Below are 22,325 nucleotides of genomic sequence, written 5' to 3' on the forward strand. Positions count from 1 at the left end.
AAAATAGGCTACAACGTCCCAACATACGTTCTTGAACATTTGCTCGGCAATTACGCGGGGCAATTAGATGGTGATGGAATAAAAAAGGTAGAGAGAATTTTAAGAGAGCATTATTTGAAACCCGATATGGCGGAGTACGTGAAATCGCAGGTGCGAGAAAAAGGGGAATTCAGGATCATAGACAGAATAAGTGCCACCTTGAATACAAAGTTCAACATATACACAGCTACGCTTCAAAACTTAAACGTTAGAGATGGGGTAATAGACGATGAACTCGTTAAAGCGCACCCCAAAATGCTTTTGGGAGGAATGTGGGCGATAATAGATTTAAGGTATGATTACGAAGAACACCCAGGAAGCCCTTTTGTCGTTGAAAGAATTCATCCCATACAGCTATCCAATTTCACAAGTGATGATTTTATCAGCAGAAGAGAAAATTTCACCCTTGATGAATGGATAGATCTTCTTATAAGATCGATAGGCCTTGAGCCTAAGAAGATGAAACGGAGGGAAAAGTTTCTTCAACTTCTTCGTTTGGTTCCGCTTGTGGAAAAGAATTACAACCTTGTGGAGCTTGGCCCCAGAGCAACGGGAAAATCATTTATCTATCGTGAAATTTCTCCATATGCGATTTTGGTGTCGGGAGGTAACACAACGGTTGCACAGCTCTTCTACAATTTGAGTTTGGGAAAGATGGGACTTATTGGCGAATGGGATGTTGTGGCGTTTGATGAAGTTGCCGGAATTAAGTTCAGAGACAGATCTGCCCTTCAAATGATGAAAGATTACATGGAATCCGGATCCTTCGCCAGAAAGGTGGAAGTTGTTGCGGAAGCGTCGATCGTTTTCAATGGAAATATAAATGACGATGTTCAAACGTTGTTAAAACTTTCGAATTTATTTGAGCCGTTTCCCGTGGAAATGCAAGATACGGCTCTTATGGATAGAATTCACGCATACCTGCCAGGTTGGGAAGTTAAAAAATTGAGCACTTCTTCTTTTACCGACCATGTTGGTTTCGCAATAGATTATTTTTCAGAGGTTTTGAGATCGCTACGTAAGCAATCAGCCGTAAATGTTGTAGAAAAGTATTTCACGCTTGGTTCCCAACTGAACAGCAGAGACGAAAAAGCGGTGAAAAAGACCTGTTCCGGCTTGATAAAACTTCTTTTTCCACACGGACAGTACACAAAAGAAAACATTGAGGAAATTCTCACTTTCTCTTTAGAAATGAGAAAAAGAGTCAAGGAGCAGCTCAAGAAAATGGGTGGTTTGGAATTTTGGGACACGAACTTCTCTTATATAGACAAAGAAACAAAAAAGGAAAATTACGTGTCTCTTCCAGAAGGAGGGACAAAGACCATGATCTCACAGGATCCACTGCCACCCGGGACCGTTTATTCCGTCTCAATGGTAAACGGAAAAGCCAACCTTGTAAAAATAGAGGCGATCGTTATGCCTGGTGATGGAAAGATGCTGATAAGTGGTGGAAGCCCCGCTTTCAAAGAAAGCGTTAAAGTGGTTGAAGCGTACATTCGCGGGAATGAAAGGAAGTTTATGCCAACATCCAGCAGGCTAAAAGATTACAACATAACCGTTCAAGTTAATCCGATAATTGGTAATACCGTCGGAGGGGATGTGTCTGTCGCAGTTTTTGTTGCCATACTTTCCGCAATTCATAGGGCAACGATGAAAAAAGGTTTCGCCGTTATAGGAGACATGACGATAACCGGCACGTTGGAAATCACTCTTTCGTTGATCGACAAGGTAAAAATGCTTTCTGAAAATGGTGCCAAAGCGATAACCATTCCTATTGAACAATTTTCTGCCATTAGTTCCTCTGTGAATTTATTGGAGAACATAATGCCAATTCCAATATCAAGCCCAGAAAACGCATTTCTGAAGGGAAGGTTAGAAGAGTAAAAAATCCTTATGTGCTCAAGCCTGGATGCTTTTCCTTTCGGTTTTTTCTTAGATACCTGGAGCCTGCTTTTCTTGTCCTCCTTGATCAATCTATTATTCTTCAATACATCATTAAGCCCGCAAAGTAATTTTGCGGGCTGAAGTGATTATCATTCAATTTATTTCAGATTTTTAAAATCAACTTTCCTCAGTTTCCAATTCCATTTCTTCTACTTCATGCAATTCGTACTCGTTAACAAGATTAGGCGAACGTTTTGAAAAGAGAGCTGCTATCTTCCAGTGCATTTTCAAATACGTTGCCAAGATCGGGACCTGAATAACTGGCGCTATTGCCGCAGGGATGGCTGCGAGCCCAATTCCTCCTGCAAGGGCAATTGCCATTGCGGTTCCCTCATTTTTTCCTATTCCACCAAAGACTATGGCCATATGATCTCTGTATTTAACTTTGAAAGCAAGATCTATGATTGTTAACAGCGCGACGGTTACACTGTAATAAATCAGAAGTGGAATGAACGTGATTAAAACCGATTGCCATTGCATTATTATCAAATGGCCTTGTTCCATGAATATCAAGAATATCATTGTGAAAAGCGCAAGAAACGAAATAACTGGCAAAGTTGAACGCGCCTTGGACATGCCCGATTTTCCGGCTTTTAGCTTTATAGTTTCTTTCGTCGCGTAACCTACGAGCATAGGTATTGCCACTATTATTATCAATGTTTTGATGATTATAAAGATCGGGAACGGTATTTTGTAAGCTGAACCAAAAATAGACATCCATAAAGGTGATACTACCAATGCCAAGATGAATTGTATTGTCACAAGTATGGTAGCAAGTTCTGTGTTACCTTTGGATAATCCCGTTGCCGCTATTGCCATAGAAGTACATGGTACTGAAAACACCAGGATCAGTCCAAAAGAAAGATATGGATTCATTGGAATGATCTTAACCAACAAAGCCATAAACAAAGGAGCATAAACTAGACCTATTATTATGCCAAACAGAAATTGCTTCCACATCTTTGGTATGTTTACCAATTCGCCAAAATTAAGCCCCACCATCATAGGATAAATCATCATGACAATAACGATAAGATTAAAACTCTTTAAAAACGGTTTCACAGTTTCTATTTGTTTGAAAAATGGTGCACCAATCGATAAGCCTACCACCATGGAAATACCTATGTAAAGCAAAAGGAATTTATCCAGATGGCGTTTTAGCTTTTCCATCTTCCCAATTTCAGCTTTTCCCATTTTTCCACCTTCTTTCTTCTCCATTTTAAATATTTTGATTTAGTCATATGCTCATAACGAATTCTATACGAGTAACTTTTCTTGTATGTTAATCGAAGTAGGATATATAGTTAATTCCTTGTGTAAGTGTTTGCCTTGTGCAAAACGCTTAACAAAATTCTGATGTTATCGCAAGATAAATGCGCAATAAGCTTTAAAGTAGAATTTGAGGTACTATCCCACGCCAAGTTCACAATATTCTAATGGAAGAATAAAGCTCGCTCAATTTTTAAAATCGTTGCCTTCGCGTACATGAAGAGTTTTGGATTATTTTGAGAAAAGAATGATGGATTGAATGTTGACATATAGTACGTACAAGTATATAATTATGTGTACTGCGTTATTTTAACTCCTAATATGAGGTGAAACTTATGATAAAGATAATGAAAAACGCTGAAGAAGTTGGAAAGGAAGGGGCTAGAATTCTGGCGAAACAAATACTTGAAAAAAATTCAAGTGTGATAGCTCTCCCAACGGGAAAAACACCTATAGAAATGTACAAGAAATTCGTTTCTTTTGCCAGAACTGGAATTTTGAACTTTGAAGGTGTTCACTTTTTCAACTTAGATGAGTACGTGGGATTATCTCCAAAAGACACTTTATCATACGCTTACTATATGGAAGAAAATCTTTTCTCCAAAATTCCTCCAGTAACGCATGATATTCCAAAAACTGACGCTTCAAATCCCTTTGAGGAGGCAAGAAGGTACGAAGAAAAAATAGAAAAAGCTGGAGGATTTGATCTGTGCTTTTTAGGTATAGGAATAGATGGACATATAGGATTTAACGAGCCAGAAAGCGAATTTTCATCTGTAACAAGAGTCGTACAGCTTCATCCTTCAACTGTGGAAAGAAATTCAAAACAAGCGGGAAGAAAAGTTCCAGAAGAAGCCATTACAGTTGGGATAAAGACCATAATGAAATCCCGTCGCGTGATCTTAATGGCGACGGGAAAAGAAAAGGCTGAAATATTGGAAACGGCATTATTTGGGCGTATAAGCGAAGAAATACCGGCGTCCGTGCTTCAGCTACATCCAAATTTAACTGTCCTCGTAGATGAGGAAGCTGCCACCTATATCCAGCGCCAAGTGGTTCCCTGAACAGAATCTCTTATTTCCACGTTCAAAGATTTTAAAGCGTCTCTTATTTCATCTGCCTGTTTGTAATCTTTACGCAAGCGAGCCTTGTTTCTTAGTTTTATCAGTTCTTCTACAAATGGGTCCGCTTTGCTGGAAGATGACGCGTTTTCCTCAAAGTTAAATCCAAAGAAGTAATTCCATTCCATTATCAAAGTCTTCATCTGGTAAAGTTTTTCCTTATCATCACTAGAATGTGCCAGTTTAACCATTTCAAAAAGCGTTGAAAAAGCCTGAGGAGTGTTAAAATCGTCATCCAACGCTTCTATCATTCTATCACGCCATTCATGGCTAAAATCGTCTTCTTTGCAAGAAAAGTCTCCGATTTTCTTGTTTATCTCTTCCAGCGCGTTGACAATTCTTTTGAATGACGCTTTTGCCTCTTCCATTCTCTCGGATGAAAATTCTATCGGACTTCTGTAGTGCTTTGAAAGCAAATACATTCTCAAAGCGTTTGCACCGTAAATTTTCAAAGCCTGACGTACGTTGAATATGTTTCCAACTGATTTAGACATTTTTTCCTCTTTAACTGATATCATTCCATTGTGCATCCAATAGCTAACCCATTTTTTTGCCGTCCTTGCTTCTGATTGGGCTTTTTCATTTTCATGATGTGGAAAGATCAAATCATTTCCACCAGCGTGGATATCAAAAGAATCTCCAAGAAGTGAAGAAGACATTGCAGAACACTCTATATGCCAACCAGGTCTTCCCTTTCCCCAAGGGCTATCCCAACTCGGCTCATTTGGCTTTGCCGCCTTCCATAAAGTGAAATCCAACGGATCGTCCTTTGCCTCATTTACCTCTATTCTCGCTCCAGCTCTCATATCGTTTGGGTTTCTGTGGGAAAGCTCGCCGTAATTTTTAAACTTACTGACATCGAAATAAACGTCTCCATTTCTTTCGTAAGCAAAGCCTTTTTTTTCAAGATCTTTTACGAATTTTATTATTTCTTCCACAAAATCCGTGGTTCTTGGATGAAAAGTCGCGGGCCTTACTCCTAAAGCGCAAGTATCTTTGAAATATTCCGCGATGTATCTGTCTGATAACGCTTTCGATGAAATACCTTCTTCATTCGAAGCGTTTATTATTTTGTCGTCTATATCCGTGAAATTCTGGGTATACGTTACACTGTAGCCACGGTATTCAAGATACCTTCTAAAACTATCAAAAACCACAGCTGGTCTTGCATTTCCAACGTGAATCAAATTGTAAACGGTTGGTCCGCAAACGTACATCTTCACTCGATTTGGTTCAAGAGTTTTAAGTTCTTCCTTCTTTCCACTCAAGGTATTGGTTATTCTTATCATCTTATGCCTCCAGGAATTTCTTCAATCTTGAAACGACATTTTCCCTTCCAAGAAGAAATATCAAATTGACAAGATCCGGCCCGGAGTCTTTACCAGTTAGGATTTCGCGTAAAGGATGGTAGAAATCTTTCCCTTTTACTTTTGACTCTTTTAAAACTTTTTTTGTCACTTTTAGAATATCTTCCACTTTCCATTCATCAAGTGATTCGTAGGCATTTTGCAAGCTTTTAAAGGCCATGAGAACTCCAGATTTTTCCAAATTCGTTCTCAAAGTTGCGTCTACCTCTGGCTTTTCTAAGTACACGTTCAACTTTTCCGGTAATTCTTCCAAGGTTTCCACTTCATTTTTTACCGATTTTAAGGCGAGTGTTATCCATTTTTTGTTTGTGATGTATTCTTCTTCACTGAATAACTCCGGTACGATGAAGGGTTTTGCATATTCGTAAAACTCATCATCGGACAATTTACGTAGGTATTGGCCATTCATCCAAGTCAATTTTTTCTCATCGTAAACTGCTGGATTTTTAGAAACTCTATCGAGATCAAAAACTTTTATCAATTCATCAAAAGATATTATCTCTTTCAACTCTGGATGAGACCAACCCAAAAGAGCTAGGTAATTCACCATTGCTTGGGGTAAATAGCCTCTTTTTCTGTACTCTTCGACAGAAGTCGATCCATGCCTTTTGCTAAGTCTAGTTCTATCTGGCCCAAGAATTGTGGAGAGATGAGCAAAACTTGGAACTTCAAATCCAAGTGCTTCGTAAAGTGCTATCTGTTTAACGGTGTTTGATAGGTGATCATCTCCCCTTATAACATGAGTGATTTTCATCAAGGCGTCGTCAATAACGACGGCAAAATTGTAGGTTGGCAATCCGTTGGAACGAAGTATGGCAAAATCTCCCATCGAATCTTCTCCAAATTTAACTTCTCCCTTTACCAAGTCATGTAAAATTCGTTCTTTTCTTTCCATGGAAAAGTATATGGCAGGCTTTTTCCCGGCATTTTTCCTTCTTTCTAACTCTTGAGGTGAGATTAAAGATTGAAGCATTTCTTTGGTGTAATGTGGCGCTTTCGATTCGGAAATGAGTTTTTCCCGCAATTTTTCCATTTCTTCGTGTTCTGCGTAAACGTAATAAGCCTTTCCTTCATCCACAAGTTTCTGAGCGTACTTTTGATACGTACTTACCCGTTCACTTTGTCTGTAAGGACCGTAATCTCCACCTTTATCTGGACCTTCATCCCAATCGAAGCCCAGCCATACTAAATCTCTTATCAAACTTTCTTCAGATTCTTTGGTAGATCTTTCAGCATCTGTGTCTTCAATTCTGAGAATGAACTGTCCCCCATGTTTTTTCGCATACAAAAACGAAAAGAGAGCTGTTCTTGCCCCTCCAACATGAAGATATCCCGTGGGACTTGGAGCAAAACGTGTTCTTATCATATTTGCTTCCTCACTTTCCAACACAAAAATTCGAGAATACAACATCCAATATATCTTGTGAATATTTTCTTCCAACTAATTCATCTAGATACTCAATTGCCCTTCTTATGTTAATTTCCACAACGTCAATTGGCATTTCTTCATTTAAAGCCATTTGAGCCTCTTGAAGTTCTTGAACGCATTTTCTCACGAGTTCGTACTGTCTATGTGCTATTAAAATTGCTTGAGCTGAATTCATTTTTTCTGTAACTTTTGCGGAAAGTTCTGCTATGGCTTTTTTTAAATTCTCAATACCTTGTCCCGTTTTGGCGGAAACGTTAAGCGCATTTTTCAATCTTTTTTGAACAAGATCGCTTTTGTTTATAACTATGATATCGGCCGGTAAATCTGGAATTTCTTCAGAAGTGGCGTCCACAACGTGAACTTTTATGTGGGATTCTTCAGCGGCCTTTTTTGCCCTTTCAACACCGATCTTTTCAACTTCATCTGCCGTTTCCCTTATTCCGGCTGTGTCTATAAGAATAACTTTCAATCCGTTTACAAAAATGCTGGCTTCAATGGTATCGCGCGTAGTTCCAGCGACGGATGTAACTATTGCCTTCTCTTTTCCAACCAGCGCGTTTAAAATTGAAGATTTTCCGACATTTGGTGCACCTATCAGAGCAACTTTAACACCTTCTATAGCCGTTTTGGCTGGATCGTAAGTTGAGAGAATGTCATTCAAATTGTCTATAATTCGAGTCAAGTTTGGCTTGTATTCTTCTTCAAATTCATCTGGATAGTCTATGCGAACCTCAACATTTGCGGAGATTTCCATGAGTTTCTTTCTCACTTTTTCAATTAAATCGACAAGCTGGCCATTCATAGCGCTTTGAGAAATCTTTAAGCCTAGCTCGCTCGTCGAATCTATAACTTTTTCCACTGCTTCTGCAGAAATAAGATCCATTTTACCATTTAAGAAAGCCCTTCGCGTAAATTCTCCACCTTGCGCTCCTCTTGCACCGTCTTCTATAAGAATTTTCAGTGCTTTTGACAAGATCAGCGGATTTCCATGAAAAGAAAGTTCCACCATATCTTCACCGGTATAAGAGTGGGGGGCTTTGTAAAAAGTGACTACAACTTCATCGATCAATTCTTTATTTTTAGAAAAACGAGTATGATAAACCTTTCTCGGTTGAGGTTTAGAAATGAACATATGTTTGAGTGCGATTTCCCATGAATTAGGCCCACTTAGCCTCACCACACCAAGCGCTGCTCTACCGATAGGCGTTGAAATGGCAACTATGGTATCACTTACCATCGGTATCCCACTTTCACCTCTGGAGCGCATGCGTTAAAAGAAACGAAATTTTTGGAATCATTTATGGCTTTTAAACCCTTGAAGACGCCCACACTAAGCTCAAAATTATTGTATTCTATTTCGCTTTCTCCAAACAATGAAAAAAGAATTCCATTTGTTTTGTTAAAGGCCATAAGCAGTGATATGTCTACTCCACCGTTTATTCGAAAACTCACATTTCCCTTTTTCTGCCATGTTAATCCCAACCTTTGGTTTATAAGAAAGGCGACGGAATTTGCAGACATCCCAGTGGAAACGTAAAACATGCCAAGAGGCTGAGAAAGCATGATACCATACGATTGATCAAAGTACCCTAATTGAATGGAATAAGCAAAACTTATTGCACTTATTCCAGCTAAAAGTGCTACAAACACAAAAAATATAACAAATTTAATATTCATTCTGGCACCTTCTAAAAACGTATTCTTTCTTTTTCCATATTGATCTTACCACACTATCCAATGTGGATAAAAACAGTTTTTTTGTTCGTATGCTTAATTGCTGAATTCATTGATTTTTATCCTTCACGAGTAACATGAATAACTCAAATTATGCAAGTTTAAACATGAAATCTTCAAACCTTTGAATATGGCTTAAATCCTTTTTTATTTCTTAAAATTATTCATGTGCAGCCCTCATTCAATTTGAATTGCATAATTTTGGGATAAAAGTAAAGTTCAATTTATTTTCAAAAAATGAACACATTCAACTGTTGACTTCAAAAAAAATATGGAGTATAATGTTTAGCGCTGTTAATCATTATGTTTAATAACATACGTTTTTAAGTAAAAATAATCTTACCAGTTGCATCTGTATGAAAATCAATTGCCACTTAGTTGTTAAAAACAACGAGAATAATGAAGTTTATTATTTTAAACTTTTTATAAACTTTAATATCAATAATAAGGAGAATATATGGAGATAGGAGAGAAGCTTAAAAGGTTAAGACTCTCAAGGGGGTTTACACAAGAAGAGCTAGCTGAGAGAGCGGATTTGACAAAAGGCTTTATTTCTTTGCTTGAGAGGGATAAGACTTCCCCTTCGATAGCAACGTTAGAACAACTTTTGGATGTTTTAGGAGTGAGTTTAAAGCAATTTTTTTCGGATGAAGGAAACAGGCAAGTTGTATTCACTAAAAAAGATAGGGTTCCCCTTTACGATGAACCTGAAGGAGTTAAAACTCAACTGTTGATTCCAGGCGTTGAAGATAAAAAGATAGATCCGCGGTTGGTTGTTTTAAAACCGGGAAGTGAAACAGAAGCCGAAGATTACCACGAAGGAGAGGAATTTGGATACGTTATAGAAGGCAGCCTGGAATTGTGGCTTGACGAAACAAGATACAAGGTAAAGAACGGAGAATGTTTTTATTACAAAGCGGATCATCGTCATCAAATAAGAAACACTTCAAAGAGCAAAAAAACGATTTTTCTGTGGATAACCATAGATTGAATGAAACAATAAATAAATAAAGAATGGAGGCGTGGCCAATGAAATCATTGGGAAGACACCTGTTAGTTGAGTTTTACGATTGTGACAAGGAAATTTTAGACGATGTTGCTGCCATTGAAGATCACATGAGGGCAGCTGCCAGAAAGGCTAACTCAACCATAGTTAATTCGACTTTCCATAGGTTCAGTCCTTACGGCGTGAGCGGAGTTGTCGTGATAGCGGAATCACACCTTTCAATACACACGTGGCCAGAGTACGGTTATGCGGCTGTAGATCTTTTCACGTGTGGTGAATCAGTAGATCCATGGAAAGCCTTTGAATATTTAAAAGATGTTTTGAAGTCAAAAAGAGAATCCACTATGGAACTTAAACGCGGAGAATACGAAGAGATAGGAATACCGGAAAGTTCAAATTACAAAGCGTTAGAAGGTGTTGAAATTGTCTAAGAGTGAGTCGGCAATACAATTCAATGAAATTTTTTGCAATGGAAATATTGGATCGTTTTTTAAGATAGACAGGGTGAATTTTACAAAACAAAGTAAATTTCAAAGAATAGATATATTTGAAAGTTCTGAATTAGGAAAAATATTCGCACTGGATGGAGTTACGATGCTAAATGAACGCTGGGAATTCACATATCATGAGATGATAGCCCACGTTCCCATGTTTTCGCATGAAAACCCGAAAAACGTGCTTGTTATAGGTGGAGGAGATGGAGGAACTGTTAGAGAAGTTTTGAAACATCCTGGTGTAGAAAAAGTAGATCTCGTTGAAATAGATCCAGATGTTATCGAAGCTTGCAAGAAGTATCTTCCATCCACTTCTTCAAAGCTTTCAGATAAAAGGGTTTCAATTTACAATGAGGACGGAAAAAATTTCGTCATGAACAAGAAAAATGAGTACGATGTGATAATAGTTGATTCTACCGATCCATACAAAGGAGCGGGAAAGTCTTTATTCACCGAGGAATTTTACGCTGCATGTAGAGACGCTCTCAAAGAAAATGGTGTCTTTTCAGCCGAAGCCGAAAACCCGGTGTACGATGGAAAAGAAATGGAAAGATGCTTTGCAGAGATGAAAAAAGCTTTCCCGATTGTAAAACCTTATACCGCATTCGTTCCAATGTACCCATCGGGATTTTGGGTGTTTGCCTATGCATCAAAGAACGTTATGCCAACGTTGAAAGATGAAAAAAGGTTGGAAGGCATCAACGGGACACTTTTTTACTACAACAGTGAAATCCATTCTTCCGCTTTTGTACTTCCAACCTTCTTGAAAAAACTCATTGGATGATTTTTATTGAGAATTCAACTCTTTCAGAACTTTTGGAATGTTATCGATGAGGTCTTGTGGAATAAGCGAGGCCTCATCGTTTTCTTGTGAGTACACTTCAGCGCACCTACCATGGACGTAAGCTGCGAGTTTTAATGCATCCTCCACTTTTACACCTTGCGCAACAAAGCCGGCTATCATGCCTGTTAAAACATCCCCGCTTCCTCCTGTAGCCAAGCCAGTGTTTCCAGTTACATTTAAAAAGTACCTTCCATCTGGTGTGGCTATAACAGTGGTCGCACCTTTGAGCAACACATTTACGTGTCTTTTAACCGCAAATTCTAACGCGTACTTAGTTGGATTGGAAAGAATGGTGTTTACATCTTTGGAAATCAACCTTGAAAACTCAGCGGGATGAGGAGTTATAGCCATATTTTCCGAAAATTCCACGCTGTCTACATCTCTTGCCAAAAGATTTAAAGCATCCGCATCTAAAATAATTGGTTTGTCAAAATTAGAAATGAGCCACTTTACAACCTCGCCAGTTTCAAAATTCGTTCCAATTCCAGGACCAATAGCCAACACATTCGCTTTATTTGTTAACTCTTCAATTTTTGGTCTGGCTTTTACGGTGATAAAGCCGTCTTGGGTAGCCGGCAAAGGATAGGATATCGCTTCGGGCATAACGGAGGTCACGATCGTATTAAATGGTTCTGGCATTCCAACCGTTACTAAGCCAGCTCCAACTCTTAACGCTCCAGAAACAACGAGTATAGGCGCTCCTGTATACTTTCGAGAGCCGGCAATTATCGCAACCCTACCAAATGTTCCTTTATGTGAAAGCCTGGGCCTCGTTGGCATAATTTTTTTAACATCATTAAAGGTGATCAGTTCGCCTTTCAATTTCATATCTTCTATTAGCCTTGGTGGGAAGCCTATCTTCCCTATTTTTATTTTTCCGCACATTTGCCTTGCCGGGTAAAAGAGCATACCACTTTTCAACATTCCAAAAGTTACCGTCATATCGGCCGCTATACTCTGACCCAGAACTTTACCGGTGTTGCTTTCTATTCCGCTAGGCAGATCAACTGAAACTGTGTACCTAGAATTTTCATTTACTATTTTCATAAGCTCTTTGAGATCATCGGGAACTAAATTCGATGCTCCTGTACCTAAAATTCCATCCAAGACGATGTCAGCACTTTCCACCATGGCCTTTGCCAATTCTTTTTTCGAGGGATCATATTTTTCTATCCTCAAGCCAATTTTTTTCAGAATGTTAAGATGTTTTTGTGGCAGTTTTCCAGATGGTTCTCCAAACGCGAGCAAGACTTCAACATTTGAACCGGCTTCTATGAAATTTCTGGCAGATGCCATTGCGTCTCCACCGTTGTTGCCCTTTCCGGCAATGATAAGCACGTTTTTGTTGTGAAGATCCTTTACTTCGTCTTCAATTGCCAGAAAAAGGGAAACGGCGGCGTGTTCCATCATGAGCCACTCATCTATTCCGTACTTGTTTGAGTTTTCTATTTCTAAGGCCTTCATTTCTTCTTTACTTACTATCTTCATAACCATTACCTCCCATCTTCATCAGTTTCATGGCCAATTTGTATTCCCTCTGAGCCTCTTCAAATCTATCATTTTTTTCGTAAAAATTTGCCAAATTCAGATGCCATTTGAAATTTTCAGGAGATTTCGATATCATTTTTACGTAGAAATTCATTTCCATCTTTTTCAATTTTAAAATTCTGTAGATAGACAATCTTACACGAGGAATGAACGCGAAAAAAATCAAAATTCCGATCCCTATTGAAAGGTAATAATACAATGACCAACTTTTACTTTGAACGCCCTGTCTTGAAACATTTGTTGCGTTTTGAACTTGATTTTTTGGCTTGAAAATCGATGTGCTTTTTTTACTTTCTTTTTTGTGAAGAGGTTTTAAGCTTAAAGTGAGCGCCATGAGTTTTGGGGAATTCGAATCGTGTGGATGCTGTATAGCCAATTTGCGTATATCCGATATTATAGAAGATGAAACGCGAAAGTTAGACGTACTTACCCTTTGATTTAGCAAATCAAGGTATGTGGAAAACTCCTCAGAAAGTGGTTTACTGTATTGAAGTGGGAAATTTTGGATGGCCCTGTAAAACGTTGGAATATAATCGATGTACATCGTCAATTCTTTGGCCTGAGAAAGTTGCCTGATCATGTTTGATATGGAAGTGTAAAGTGAAAGGTACTTTGAGGTTACATACTTCCATTGGAGTAAGTTCGGATCCATTTCCACTTTTGTAAAGATGGAAATTAGACTTTCAAAATTCACCACACTGATTCCTTGTTCAGCTTGATCTATACTCAGGCCACTTAGCCAAACATAAGTTTTTAAGTACAAAGTGTGTACATCGTAAGTTGTCATTATTGAAGCGAGAAATTCCGCACCATTTTTATCGAAAACCCTTGGATTTAACATTATTCCTTGGGCCAAAAAGCTCCACAACGATGACATATCTTCATTTGGAAGAAATTCATAAAAATCAGGGATTTTGTAAAGGAATCTCATCTTTTCAAAGTATTTAACTGCATTTGTATAATCACCATCTGAAATGTGAGAAAAGAAATTTGAATAATCTTGCGCAATATCCAAAACGTTAAAAACCAGCGAAAAGGCAGATGGGAGAACTTTCACGTCGGTTGAAGAAAGAGAAGTGTAAAAAGCGTCTTTATCTTCTTTTATCACGGCGTAAGCCACCATCTTTTGTGGCGTCGAAACTGCACTTTCTAAAATTTTTACTTTAGAATATATTCTATTTGCGGTTTCGATAACAGATGACGAAGAAGGGTATGAAAGAGCTAACTTTATTATTTCATCACGTGCCTTAAAAAGTGTGGCAGGATTTTTTGATAGGCTTATCGCTCCATTCAAAGTCAAAGAAAAAGAACTCACAATGAGTAATGAAGAGAAAATTAAAAACAACGTGTATTTTCTCATAATCATTCACCGAAATAAGTGTAGAGGTACCACTCTCTCAAAAGTTCTATACAGTAAAGATCTCTTTGATAACCAAGCTTTGATATTTCTTCAGATATTTTTTTTACTTCGGTTTTAGTGGCGTTGCCATTTAAATATTTACCATATGTATTGGAGTAATCGTTAAACAATTGGGCCAAACGTTCATCGTAAGCCTTTACCACACTGGCAAGAATGTGAATATCTCTAAAGTACATTTCTTTTTGGGCATTCAAAAGTTCTTCTTTTGAAGTTAAAGCGTTTTCTTGAAAAGAAGGATTCCACGCGTATCCCAAAGAAATTCCCAAGGTTGTATTTTTAGAAAAATCGGCATTCATTCCAACGGTAAATGACGAATCGCTTTTTGAGAATTTCTTTGTTGTATAGGGAATATAATCTTTTGGAATGGGAGGTACGTTCAATTTTGGAAATTTTAAGTCTTTCACATTGGTTTTCAAAAGTGCGCTTAACGCTTCCAAATCGTAATTATAAGCGGACATATTCAAAGCGATCTCCGCTTGATTTTGAATGGAACTCCCTTCAGAGGTGATCTGAGTTATATTTCTTTTCTTTTTCATAGCATCGAAAAAAAGATTTATAACCTTGTTCTGTAACTTCATCTTTTCATTCATATGTGTTTCTAAGATTTCGTTAGAAAGCTTCTCATATCTGGAAGGTGTAAAACTCAAAGATATCTTTAAGCCATTATTTGAAAGCGATGTGTTAAATAAGAGCGCTTTTGAAAGTTCCACTTTAAAAGTGGTGCTTGCGCAAAACGTTATAGGAGAAGAAATGACACTTTTACCTTCTCCATCGAGATCAAAAGAAGTTATTCCAGAAAGAGAAGAGAGAGAATCGGCGTAATCCAAATTAGATATTTCATTCGCCAAATTAAGCAACTCTTCTATGCTTTGAGCCGTGAGCTGAGAAGCTGTAATCACAATCAATGTCATTAAAATGAGAATGGTTATTCTCTTCATCGTTATCACCTACAAATAAGTGCCTACACATTTAAATATGATATCATAATTAGAGAAGGTGATGAAATTTTGAAAAATGTCATCGGCGTGTTTTTGCTATTTTTTATTTTTACAGTTTCATCCATGGGATACTCAATTTACCATTACGCGGTGAAAAGTGGGGATACCTTAAGCTTAATAGCGCAAAGGTTGGGAGTTTCAGTTGATTCTATATTAGATTTGAATCTCATGATAAATGCTAATAAAATTTATGCAAATGAAAGAATATTATACGTAAAACCGGATGGCGTTTTTCAAAGTGTTAACAAAGGAGACGCACTTTGGTATATAGCAGCGGAGTACTTTACAACCGTTAAAAGCATATTGAAAAGCAATCACCTGAAAAATACAAACTTACTTTTTCCTGGCGAAAAATTGTTCATTCCATCAACGATAATGTGCAAAACTTCTGACAAAAGAACAGGAGTGATTTGGCCAGTTTTTGGCGAAATAACGTCACCTTACGGTTGGAGAATAAATCCAATAACACACAAGAAGGAATTTCATGCGGGAGTGGATATAGGTGCTCCCGAAGGAACTCCCGTCTTTTCGGCAATAAGCGGGATCGTTACCTATGCTGGATGGTATGGAGGATATGGTAACATGATTCAAATATTCAATGGCCATATGTTGACAAGATACGGACACCTTTCGAAGATAGATTGTTACGTTGGTGAACATATCAAGCAAGGAATGATAATTGGAAGAATAGGATCAACTGGGTTGAGTACTGGACCACACCTTCACTTTGAAATTAGAATAAATGGGACCCCCTATAATCCGCTTGGATATCTTCCATATGTTTATTGGTCGGGAGAGGGGAAAAAATTACCCACTCCCTATCAAGAGGGAATGGGATATTGATCAAATATGAAAAAAACCCCTTTTCTTCTTTTTTACGTCTTCATTCAAGGTATTGGCGTACTTTCGCAAAAGCTCCTCTTGTTCTGAAGTGAGAGAGCGAGGTATCACTATGTTTACCTTTACGATGTGATCTCCCCTTTTTCTGCTGTTTACAGCAGGAAATCCCTTTCCTTTTAGACGAAAGACCGTTCCGGGTTGTGTGCCAGCTGGTATTTCCAAAAGCTCTTTTCCTTCAAGGCCGTCTATTTCAACCGTTCCTCCCAATGCGGCTTTGACACAAGAAATATCTACCTCGCTGTAGACGTTTGTTCCTTCTCTTTTCAGCCCGGAAGGCATTTCCTTTATCCTAATTATAATAAACAAATCACCGTACGGTCCGTTGTTGTCTCCGGCATGGCCGCCATTTGCGACTCTCATTCTTCCACCGTCTTCGACACCAGCTGGTATTCTAACCTTTATCTTTTTCTTTTTTGTCACTTTTCCACGTCCGCCACAGACAGGACACTTTTCAGATATGATACGGCCCGTTCCGCCACACATATCGCATGTGCTTTGTGTTGTCATAACACCGAAAAGAGTCCTTTGCTGAACGGTTATCACGCCGGTACCGTGGCATTTTGGGCATGTTTTAAAGGCTGTGCCGTTCTTTGCACCAGTGCCATGGCACGCGGAGCACGTTTCATAACGGGTGTATTCTATTTCTTTTTCAGTCCCGTAAAGTGCTTCTTTGATATCGATCCAGACAGTTGTGTATATATCTTCTCCTCGAGTTGCCCTGGCTTTTTCACTTCTACGTGCACCTCTTGGGCTTTGTCCAAAAAAAGTTCCGAATATGTCTTCAAGATCATCAAATATAGATCCGCCAAAAGGATTTTCTCCAGTCCCCCAGCTTTGATAGGTATTTCCACCTTCCGGATGACCAACGTATCCAAATTTATCGTATTGAGCGCGTTTTTGCGGATCCGATAGTACCTCGTATGCTTCCCTTATTTCTTTGAATTTCTCTTCGGCCTCTTCTTTATCTTCCTTGTGAAGATCTGGATGCCACTTTTTCACCAACTCTTTGTAAGCTTTCTTGATTTCTTCGCTCGACGCGTTACGAGGTACTCCAAGCACTTCATAATAGTCTTTTTTGGCCATTTTTAATCACCATCTTTTTCTGTCGGTTCTTTTTCGTTTTTCTCATTTTTGGATACGCTGGTGTTTGAATGAACCGCAACTTTAACCTTTGAAGGTCTGATCAATCTCGAACGGAATTTGTAGCCTTTTTCTACAACTTCAATTATGTCCCAATCTTCATGTTCAGCGCTTTCCACTCTTTCAACCGCTTCATGATCAAAAGGATCGAATTTTCCATCGTTCTTTATTTCCTTTAAGCCTTCCGAAACGAGGATTTCCTTGAACTTATCATGCAGCATTTTCAACGCTTTATACTCCAGCGATTCTTTGTTTTCAAAGTGCTTCATCAGACGTTCAATATCATCCAAAACGTAAACCAATTTTTCCACCAAGTTTTTATTAGCGTAGTCTACTGCATCCCTAATTTCTTCGTCTTTTTCTCTTCTTAAGTTCTCAAGTGCCGCTTTACCCCTTTTAGCGTACTCTTCAAGCTCCTTTGCCCTCTTCTGACATTTCTCAAGCTCTTTTTTCAAATTTTCCTTATCTTTTGTGCTGTTGACATTTTTTTCTTTTGAATCGCTTTTTTTCTTTGATTCATTTTCTTTATGTGAAACTTTTTTTTCGATATCTTCTTTTCTTTCTTTTCTTTCACTCATCATCATCACCTCTTTTATTTCTGTATTTTCCCCAGCCTTGACAGGAACGTAAGCATCTCGGTTAAACGATTCGCAACGTAATTCGTCATGGAAATTGCTTTTTGATAATCTATAGCCTTGGCACCTATTGATATCACGAAGCCTATAATTTCGCTTTCTACCTTGTAAGGTGCGATAAAGGAAGAAAAATCACTCATTTCGTCGTATGAATGCTCATTTCCCACCTTTACCATTGGCTGTTGCACCTTTCCAAAGCTTTCCAAGAATTTGTAAAAGTTCTTTGGCGATTCTAAAGTTAAAACGAGTCTTCTTAAGCTTTTTTGTTCTATAAGATCATCCGAAATTAGGTTTTCTAACCCCCTCATGACGTACGTTTCGGCGCTTGATTCCTCTATTACACTCTTAAGTATGTCAAAAACGCTTTCAACATCTGTACCTTTCCACTTTCTTAAAACGTCGGGATTTTTAATTCCTTCTTTGATATCATCAACACTTCTTCCAATCAGAGATGCGTTTAACAAGCCTTCAATTTTTGTCAGTGTTTCATCGCTCATTCTCTCTAAAACGGTTTGCGTATCTACCATACCTATTTCCGTTATCAACACCACTGTGATATAATCATCAGAGGTTTTGTGAAGGCGAATTGCCTTTATTTTTAGCGTATCGGTGCGCGGTTTCGTTATGACGCTGACAACGGGCAATGTTCTGGCTAAAAGAAGAGCAGCATGGTTTATGAGTATATTCACATTAAGTTGAGGATAGTCAGAAAATGAATCAACTTTTTTAGACATACTCAAATTTTCTATTATTTCAGAAACGGAATCTATATAAAAGCGATATCCCTTATCTGTTGGGATTTTTCCAGAAGATGTGTGAATTGATCGAACATAACCGAGATATTCAAGCTTTTTTAAGTCATTACGAATAGTAGCACTGCTGTACGAAATATCAGTGCTTTCAAGGACTCTTGATGAGCTAATAGGTTTTCTGGTATTTATGTATTCATTTACAACACAGAATAAAACTTTTTTTTGCCGTGTATTTAGCATTTTCACCACCTTTTAGCACTCTATATGCTCGAGTGCTAACAATATGGTACAACATTTCCCTTTATTTTGTCAAGTGAAGGAGTGAGGATTTTGAAGAAGAATTTTTCGGTGTATTTACTTGTATCTTTAACACTTTTTGCGATAGGAATAATAATAGGCGTTGGCGAAAAAGCCGGATGGTTTTACGCTTTCAACGTTGCAACGGTTAAAGGTGCGAGCGCTCTAAGGAGCACCGCATTTAATTGGTATTTTATAGGAGTTTCCAAAATTGCGAGTACGGTTGGTGATATTCTCATAGGGCTTGTTATAATAACCGTTTTATCTTTTCTCAAAAGATGGAAAGCGCCGTTGGAGCTTCTTTTATCTTTAATCTTTGCCGGAATAACGATAGAAACTTTAAAAATTCTTCTGAAAGTGCCACGCCCCCATTTTTCATGGTTGGTTAGCGCTTCATCCTACTCTTACCCTAGTGGTCACGCCGTCGGCGCAATAGCCTTGTATGGATTGTTGGCCTATATTGTGACAAAATCTCAGCTTTCAAAGGGTGCGTCTTACACCATCTCAACGCTTTTATGGATTTTCGTAGCCTCAATTCTTTATGATAGGCTCTACGTTGGCGTGCATTGGGGAATGGATGTAATCGGTGGAGCACTACTTGGCTTTGCCTGTTTGATACTTGCTGTTGGTATAGTTGAAAAGGTAGAGGCAAAAAAGAAAGCAAGAGAGCTTCAAGCAGAATGAAATTTTACTTTCAAAGGATAAAGGCAGACCGTGAAAATGAGAGACTGGACAAATTTTTAAGGCGTACTTACCCGGAAATAAGAAGAGCCGTTATCCAGAAATTCATACGCTCCGGAAAAGTAACAGTTGATGAGGTAAGAACAAAAGATGGATCCTATCGTTTGAAAATTGGGCAAGAAGTACTTGTAAAAGTTCCGGGAAATCAAGACGAGATCAAAAAAAAATATGGCAGAGTTCCACCTGAGCATATACCATTGAAAATGGACTTAAACGTTCTTTACGAAGACGAGTACATGTTGGGAATAAACAAACCAGTAGGTATTTCCGTACAACCCGGAACAAAGACGTTCAACGCTTCCATATACAACATTCTCCTCAGCTACAATTCAGAATTCTATCTTGTTCACAGGCTTGATAAGTACACGTCCGGTGTTTTGTTGATTTCAAAAAATTACGAGTTCACCAAAGATCTTTCCGAACTCTTCCAATCTCACAAATTGGAAAAAAAGTACGTGGCGTTGGTCTATGGTTTAATTCGAGACAATTTAAAAATAAAAGAAGATCTCGATAGAAAAGAAGCAATCACGTTTGTAAGACCAAAAGAATTTTTCAATGGGTACACATTGGTAGAAGTTGAGATATTAACTGGAAGGAAGCACCAAATAAGGCGGCATTTGGCTTTCAATGAAACACCAGTCATTGGAGATGAAGTTTACGGGAATGCCGTGGTGAACAAAGAATTTAAAAAGCGTTACGGTCTCGAAGGTTATTTTTTGCATTGCGAAGAAATTTCCTTTTTTCACCCTAAAAAAAATAGAATCATCGCTCTGAGAGCTTCTTTGCCCAATCAAAGGGCACAAATTCTAGAACTTTTAAGAAAATGATCTTCAGGAGGAATCGATAAATATGCGCGTAAGAGAAATCATTCAAAGGCTGGAAGAAAAATTTCCCCTTTTTCTTCAGGAAAGCTACGACAATTCTGGTATCCAAATAGAAGGACCAGATGTGGAAGCGGAACGCGTTTTTGTCAGCCTTGACGCTACCCCGCAAGGTATAAAATTGGCAGCGGATGAAGGGTGTCAGCTCATTTTAACGCATCATCCCCTTTTCTTTTTCGGTGTAAAAAATATCAGTCCTCGCCAGTCAAATGGCGACATGATATTTACAACTCTAATAAGTGGCATGACACTTTATTCCCTTCATACCAATTACGATTCTGCGACGGACGGGCTAAATGATGCTCTTTGTAGGATATTGAATTTAAAAAATACCAAACCTTTGGTACCAGATGAGCGAATGGAAGGAGCGGGCCTTGGAAGAATTGGCGAAGTGGATGAAATGGAAATAAGGGAATTTGCCCGCTACGTTAAAAACAGGTTAAAAGCGCCATACGTGCGCTTAGCTCCGAAGGGGCCCCATACCGTGAAAAAAGTTGCCATTTGCTCTGGAGCAGGAGCGGATTTCATAGACGAAGCCGTGAAAAGCGGTGCGGATGTGTACGTAACAGGTGATGTTACGTATCATAAAATCATTCATGCCATAGATTCAGGAATATCAATGGTAATAGTTGAACATGATGAAAGCGAAAAATTTTTTGAAGATGAAATGGAAAGGATCTTAAAATCCTGGAATGTTGACGTTTTAAAATATCATGAGAAGTTTTATCATTACGTTTGATGAATACTTTTGTCAAAAATTAGTTCGCTAAGCAAACAAGTAAATTGTGTGATAAAATATTAAAAGCTTAGATATGGGGGATAAAAGGTGGTCGATCGCTTTTTTTCTTACAAAAAGGATAAAGGAAAAAGAGAACGTACAGAAGTTGAAAAAAACTTGAACAACATTTTAGGCGAGTTAATGGAAATTTTGGCTCTTAAAATAGCTGCGAAAATAGATCGTAATTGTGCAGGAAACAAAGAAAAAGTACAAATAAAAGAAAAAATAATTAGAGTTCCAGACAAGAGAAGTTTTAGAGAAATTCTTGAAGAAGAAGTGGCAAAATTCGATTCGATTGAAGAAGTGGAATTTTTGGGAGAATATCTCATAAATTTCTGGAAAGAGTTGCACTTAAAGTGATATCGGAGGTGTTTGATGTCTAAGTACAATAAACTTTTGTGGATAGTAGTGGCGGCGCTGGCTGGAGTTATGGTCTTTCAATTCTTTTTCATGAAGAGGAAGACACCTTACCATCAAACTTATTACAGATCCGAGTACGTTTTCTCAAACGATTCTACCGCTGTAACGATTAGAAGCGTTGCAAAATTCTCTTTTGATAAGGTTGGCGATATGAAAAAAGCCATCGATCAATTTGAAAAAATGACCAAGAGCGATAAACTGAAGGCCTACAAAGAAATGTTCAAAAATCTTTCGAAGAACACAAAGGTGAACATTGAAGTTTTGGATTACAAATCAACGATGACCACTTTTGGTTCAACTGGTCTAAAAATAGATGAAACTGGGGTCATAGCCGGCATTATAAAAAGAGATGGTAAGAAAATGTCTGTTGGAATGGGAAATGTTGAGATGAAGCTCGATGGAAATTCAGAAGTGATATTTTCATTTCCTGAAAACGTGAAAATCATTTCGGTTTCTCCAACGCCTACCTTAAAGAGAGAAAACGAACTCATCTGGAAAGGACCTATGAATCTGAAATTTCCGGAGGTTGAATACGTAAAACCATGATCTTATGGCTTATTATTGGGAT

The 22,325-nt window shown here is 38.2% G+C and carries 22 protein-coding genes; 11 read left to right on the plus strand and 11 right to left on the minus strand.

Annotated features, from left to right (window positions below; all coding sequences use genetic code 11):
• The coding region (gene brxL / locus ACXJIN_RS01990) for a protease Lon-related BREX system protein BrxL (protein WP_456399131.1) at positions 1–1,923 on the plus strand (1,923 nt) is incomplete at its 5' end.
• Positions 1,924–2,100: 177 nt separating this feature from the next.
• On the opposite strand, the gene ACXJIN_RS01995 is transcribed toward brxL, so the two are convergent.
• Complete coding sequence (locus ACXJIN_RS01995; protein ID WP_456399132.1) at positions 2,101–3,177, minus strand: arsenic resistance protein; 1,077 nt, start codon at positions 3,175–3,177, stop codon at positions 2,101–2,103.
• Between the two features lie 410 nt (positions 3,178–3,587).
• Between ACXJIN_RS01995 and ACXJIN_RS02000 the strand changes: the two genes are divergently transcribed.
• A complete protein-coding gene (locus ACXJIN_RS02000; protein ID WP_456399133.1) occupies positions 3,588–4,316 on the plus strand; it encodes a glucosamine-6-phosphate deaminase in 729 nt (242 codons plus the stop codon).
• Here ACXJIN_RS02000 and cysS read toward each other — a convergent pair.
• Genes cysS through ACXJIN_RS02020 form a run of 4 tightly spaced genes read right to left on the minus strand, consistent with a single transcriptional unit; the run spans position 4,289 to position 8,846 of the window.
• Entirely contained in the window at positions 4,289–5,659 is a 1,371-nt protein-coding gene (gene cysS / locus ACXJIN_RS02005; protein WP_456399188.1) for a cysteine--tRNA ligase, read from the minus strand. The two genes, ACXJIN_RS02000 and cysS, sit on opposite strands and share 28 nt — an antisense overlap.
• Positions 5,660–5,663: 4 nt before the next feature.
• On the minus strand, positions 5,664–7,106 hold the full coding sequence (gene gltX / locus ACXJIN_RS02010; protein WP_456399134.1) for a glutamate--tRNA ligase: 1,443 nt from the start codon (positions 7,104–7,106) through the stop codon (positions 5,664–5,666).
• A gap of 10 nt (positions 7,107–7,116) precedes the next feature.
• The gene (gene mnmE, locus ACXJIN_RS02015; protein WP_456399135.1) at positions 7,117–8,406 is read right to left on the minus strand and encodes a tRNA uridine-5-carboxymethylaminomethyl(34) synthesis GTPase MnmE; all 1,290 of its coding nucleotides are present in this window, start codon (positions 8,404–8,406) and stop codon (positions 7,117–7,119) included.
• Complete coding sequence (locus ACXJIN_RS02020) at positions 8,400–8,846, minus strand: hypothetical protein (RefSeq protein ID WP_456399136.1); 447 nt, start codon at positions 8,844–8,846, stop codon at positions 8,400–8,402. The genes mnmE and ACXJIN_RS02020 overlap by 7 nt, the downstream gene beginning before the upstream one ends.
• Before the next feature lie 514 nt (positions 8,847–9,360).
• On the opposite strand from ACXJIN_RS02020, the gene ACXJIN_RS02025 reads away from it, so the two are divergent.
• From ACXJIN_RS02025 to speE, 3 genes are read left to right on the plus strand one after another with little or no spacing between them, the layout of a single operon-like run.
• Positions 9,361–9,894, plus strand: a complete 534-nt coding sequence (locus ACXJIN_RS02025; protein WP_456399137.1) for a cupin domain-containing protein — start codon at positions 9,361–9,363, stop codon at positions 9,892–9,894.
• Positions 9,895–9,932: 38 nt separating this feature from the next.
• Complete coding sequence (gene speD / locus ACXJIN_RS02030) at positions 9,933–10,340, plus strand: adenosylmethionine decarboxylase (protein ID WP_456399138.1); 408 nt, start codon at positions 9,933–9,935, stop codon at positions 10,338–10,340.
• The gene (speE, locus tag ACXJIN_RS02035; protein ID WP_456399139.1) at positions 10,333–11,187 is read left to right on the plus strand and encodes a polyamine aminopropyltransferase; all 855 of its coding nucleotides are present in this window, start codon (positions 10,333–10,335) and stop codon (positions 11,185–11,187) included. The genes speD and speE overlap by 8 nt, the downstream gene beginning before the upstream one ends.
• A 3-nt stretch (positions 11,188–11,190) precedes the next feature.
• Here speE and ACXJIN_RS02040 read toward each other — a convergent pair whose 3' ends face one another.
• The 3 genes from ACXJIN_RS02040 to ACXJIN_RS02050 are packed head-to-tail and all read right to left on the minus strand — an operon-like array spanning position 11,191 to position 15,153.
• Positions 11,191–12,735: an NAD(P)H-hydrate dehydratase gene (locus ACXJIN_RS02040; protein ID WP_456399140.1), complete on the minus strand. Its 1,545-nt coding sequence runs from the start codon at positions 12,733–12,735 to the stop codon at positions 11,191–11,193.
• Positions 12,719–14,155 (minus strand): tetratricopeptide repeat protein, encoded by a 1,437-nt coding sequence (locus ACXJIN_RS02045; RefSeq protein ID WP_456399141.1) that lies wholly within the window; start codon positions 14,153–14,155, stop codon positions 12,719–12,721. The genes ACXJIN_RS02040 and ACXJIN_RS02045 overlap by 17 nt, the downstream gene beginning before the upstream one ends.
• A 2-nt stretch (positions 14,156–14,157) precedes the next feature.
• On the minus strand, positions 14,158–15,153 hold the full coding sequence (locus ACXJIN_RS02050; protein WP_456399142.1) for a hypothetical protein: 996 nt from the start codon (positions 15,151–15,153) through the stop codon (positions 14,158–14,160).
• Between the two features lie 69 nt (positions 15,154–15,222).
• On the opposite strand from ACXJIN_RS02050, the gene ACXJIN_RS02055 reads away from it, so the two are divergent.
• Positions 15,223–16,056 carry a peptidoglycan DD-metalloendopeptidase family protein gene (locus ACXJIN_RS02055; protein WP_456399143.1) on the plus strand — a complete coding sequence of 278 codons (834 nt, stop codon included), beginning with the start codon at positions 15,223–15,225 and terminating at the stop codon, positions 16,054–16,056.
• Here the strand turns inward: ACXJIN_RS02055 and dnaJ are convergent, their stop codons facing one another.
• From dnaJ to hrcA, 3 genes are read right to left on the minus strand one after another with little or no spacing between them, the layout of a single operon-like run.
• On the minus strand, positions 16,057–17,196 hold the full coding sequence (dnaJ, locus tag ACXJIN_RS02060) for a molecular chaperone DnaJ (RefSeq protein WP_456399144.1): 1,140 nt from the start codon (positions 17,194–17,196) through the stop codon (positions 16,057–16,059).
• Between the two features lie 2 nt (positions 17,197–17,198).
• Entirely contained in the window at positions 17,199–17,831 is a 633-nt protein-coding gene (locus ACXJIN_RS02065; protein WP_456399145.1) for a nucleotide exchange factor GrpE, read from the minus strand.
• Positions 17,832–17,845: 14 nt separating this feature from the next.
• Positions 17,846–18,880 carry a heat-inducible transcriptional repressor HrcA gene (gene hrcA / locus ACXJIN_RS02070; RefSeq protein WP_456399146.1) on the minus strand — a complete coding sequence of 345 codons (1,035 nt, stop codon included), beginning with the start codon at positions 18,878–18,880 and terminating at the stop codon, positions 17,846–17,848.
• Positions 18,881–18,970: 90 nt separating this feature from the next.
• On the opposite strand from hrcA, the gene ACXJIN_RS02075 reads away from it, so the two are divergent.
• The 5 genes from ACXJIN_RS02075 to ACXJIN_RS02095 all read left to right on the plus strand — a co-directional run bounded on the left by ACXJIN_RS02075 (position 18,971) and on the right by ACXJIN_RS02095 (position 22,303).
• Positions 18,971–19,621, plus strand: coding sequence for a phosphatase PAP2 family protein (locus ACXJIN_RS02075; protein ID WP_456399147.1), 651 nt, complete (start codon positions 18,971–18,973; stop codon positions 19,619–19,621).
• Entirely contained in the window at positions 19,618–20,505 is an 888-nt protein-coding gene (locus ACXJIN_RS02080) for an RluA family pseudouridine synthase (protein WP_456399148.1), read from the plus strand. Before ACXJIN_RS02075 ends, ACXJIN_RS02080 begins: the two co-directional genes overlap by 4 nt.
• A 22-nt stretch (positions 20,506–20,527) precedes the next feature.
• The gene (locus ACXJIN_RS02085) at positions 20,528–21,298 is read left to right on the plus strand and encodes a Nif3-like dinuclear metal center hexameric protein (protein ID WP_456399149.1); all 771 of its coding nucleotides are present in this window, start codon (positions 20,528–20,530) and stop codon (positions 21,296–21,298) included.
• An 87-nt stretch (positions 21,299–21,385) separates the two neighbouring features.
• Positions 21,386–21,697 carry a hypothetical protein gene (locus ACXJIN_RS02090; protein ID WP_456399150.1) on the plus strand — a complete coding sequence of 104 codons (312 nt, stop codon included), beginning with the start codon at positions 21,386–21,388 and terminating at the stop codon, positions 21,695–21,697.
• Between the two features lie 15 nt (positions 21,698–21,712).
• Positions 21,713–22,303: a DUF4897 domain-containing protein gene (locus tag ACXJIN_RS02095; protein WP_456399151.1), complete on the plus strand. Its 591-nt coding sequence runs from the start codon at positions 21,713–21,715 to the stop codon at positions 22,301–22,303.
• Positions 22,304–22,325 lie beyond the last annotated feature (22 nt).

The organism is Mesoaciditoga sp. (genome assembly GCF_054006115.1).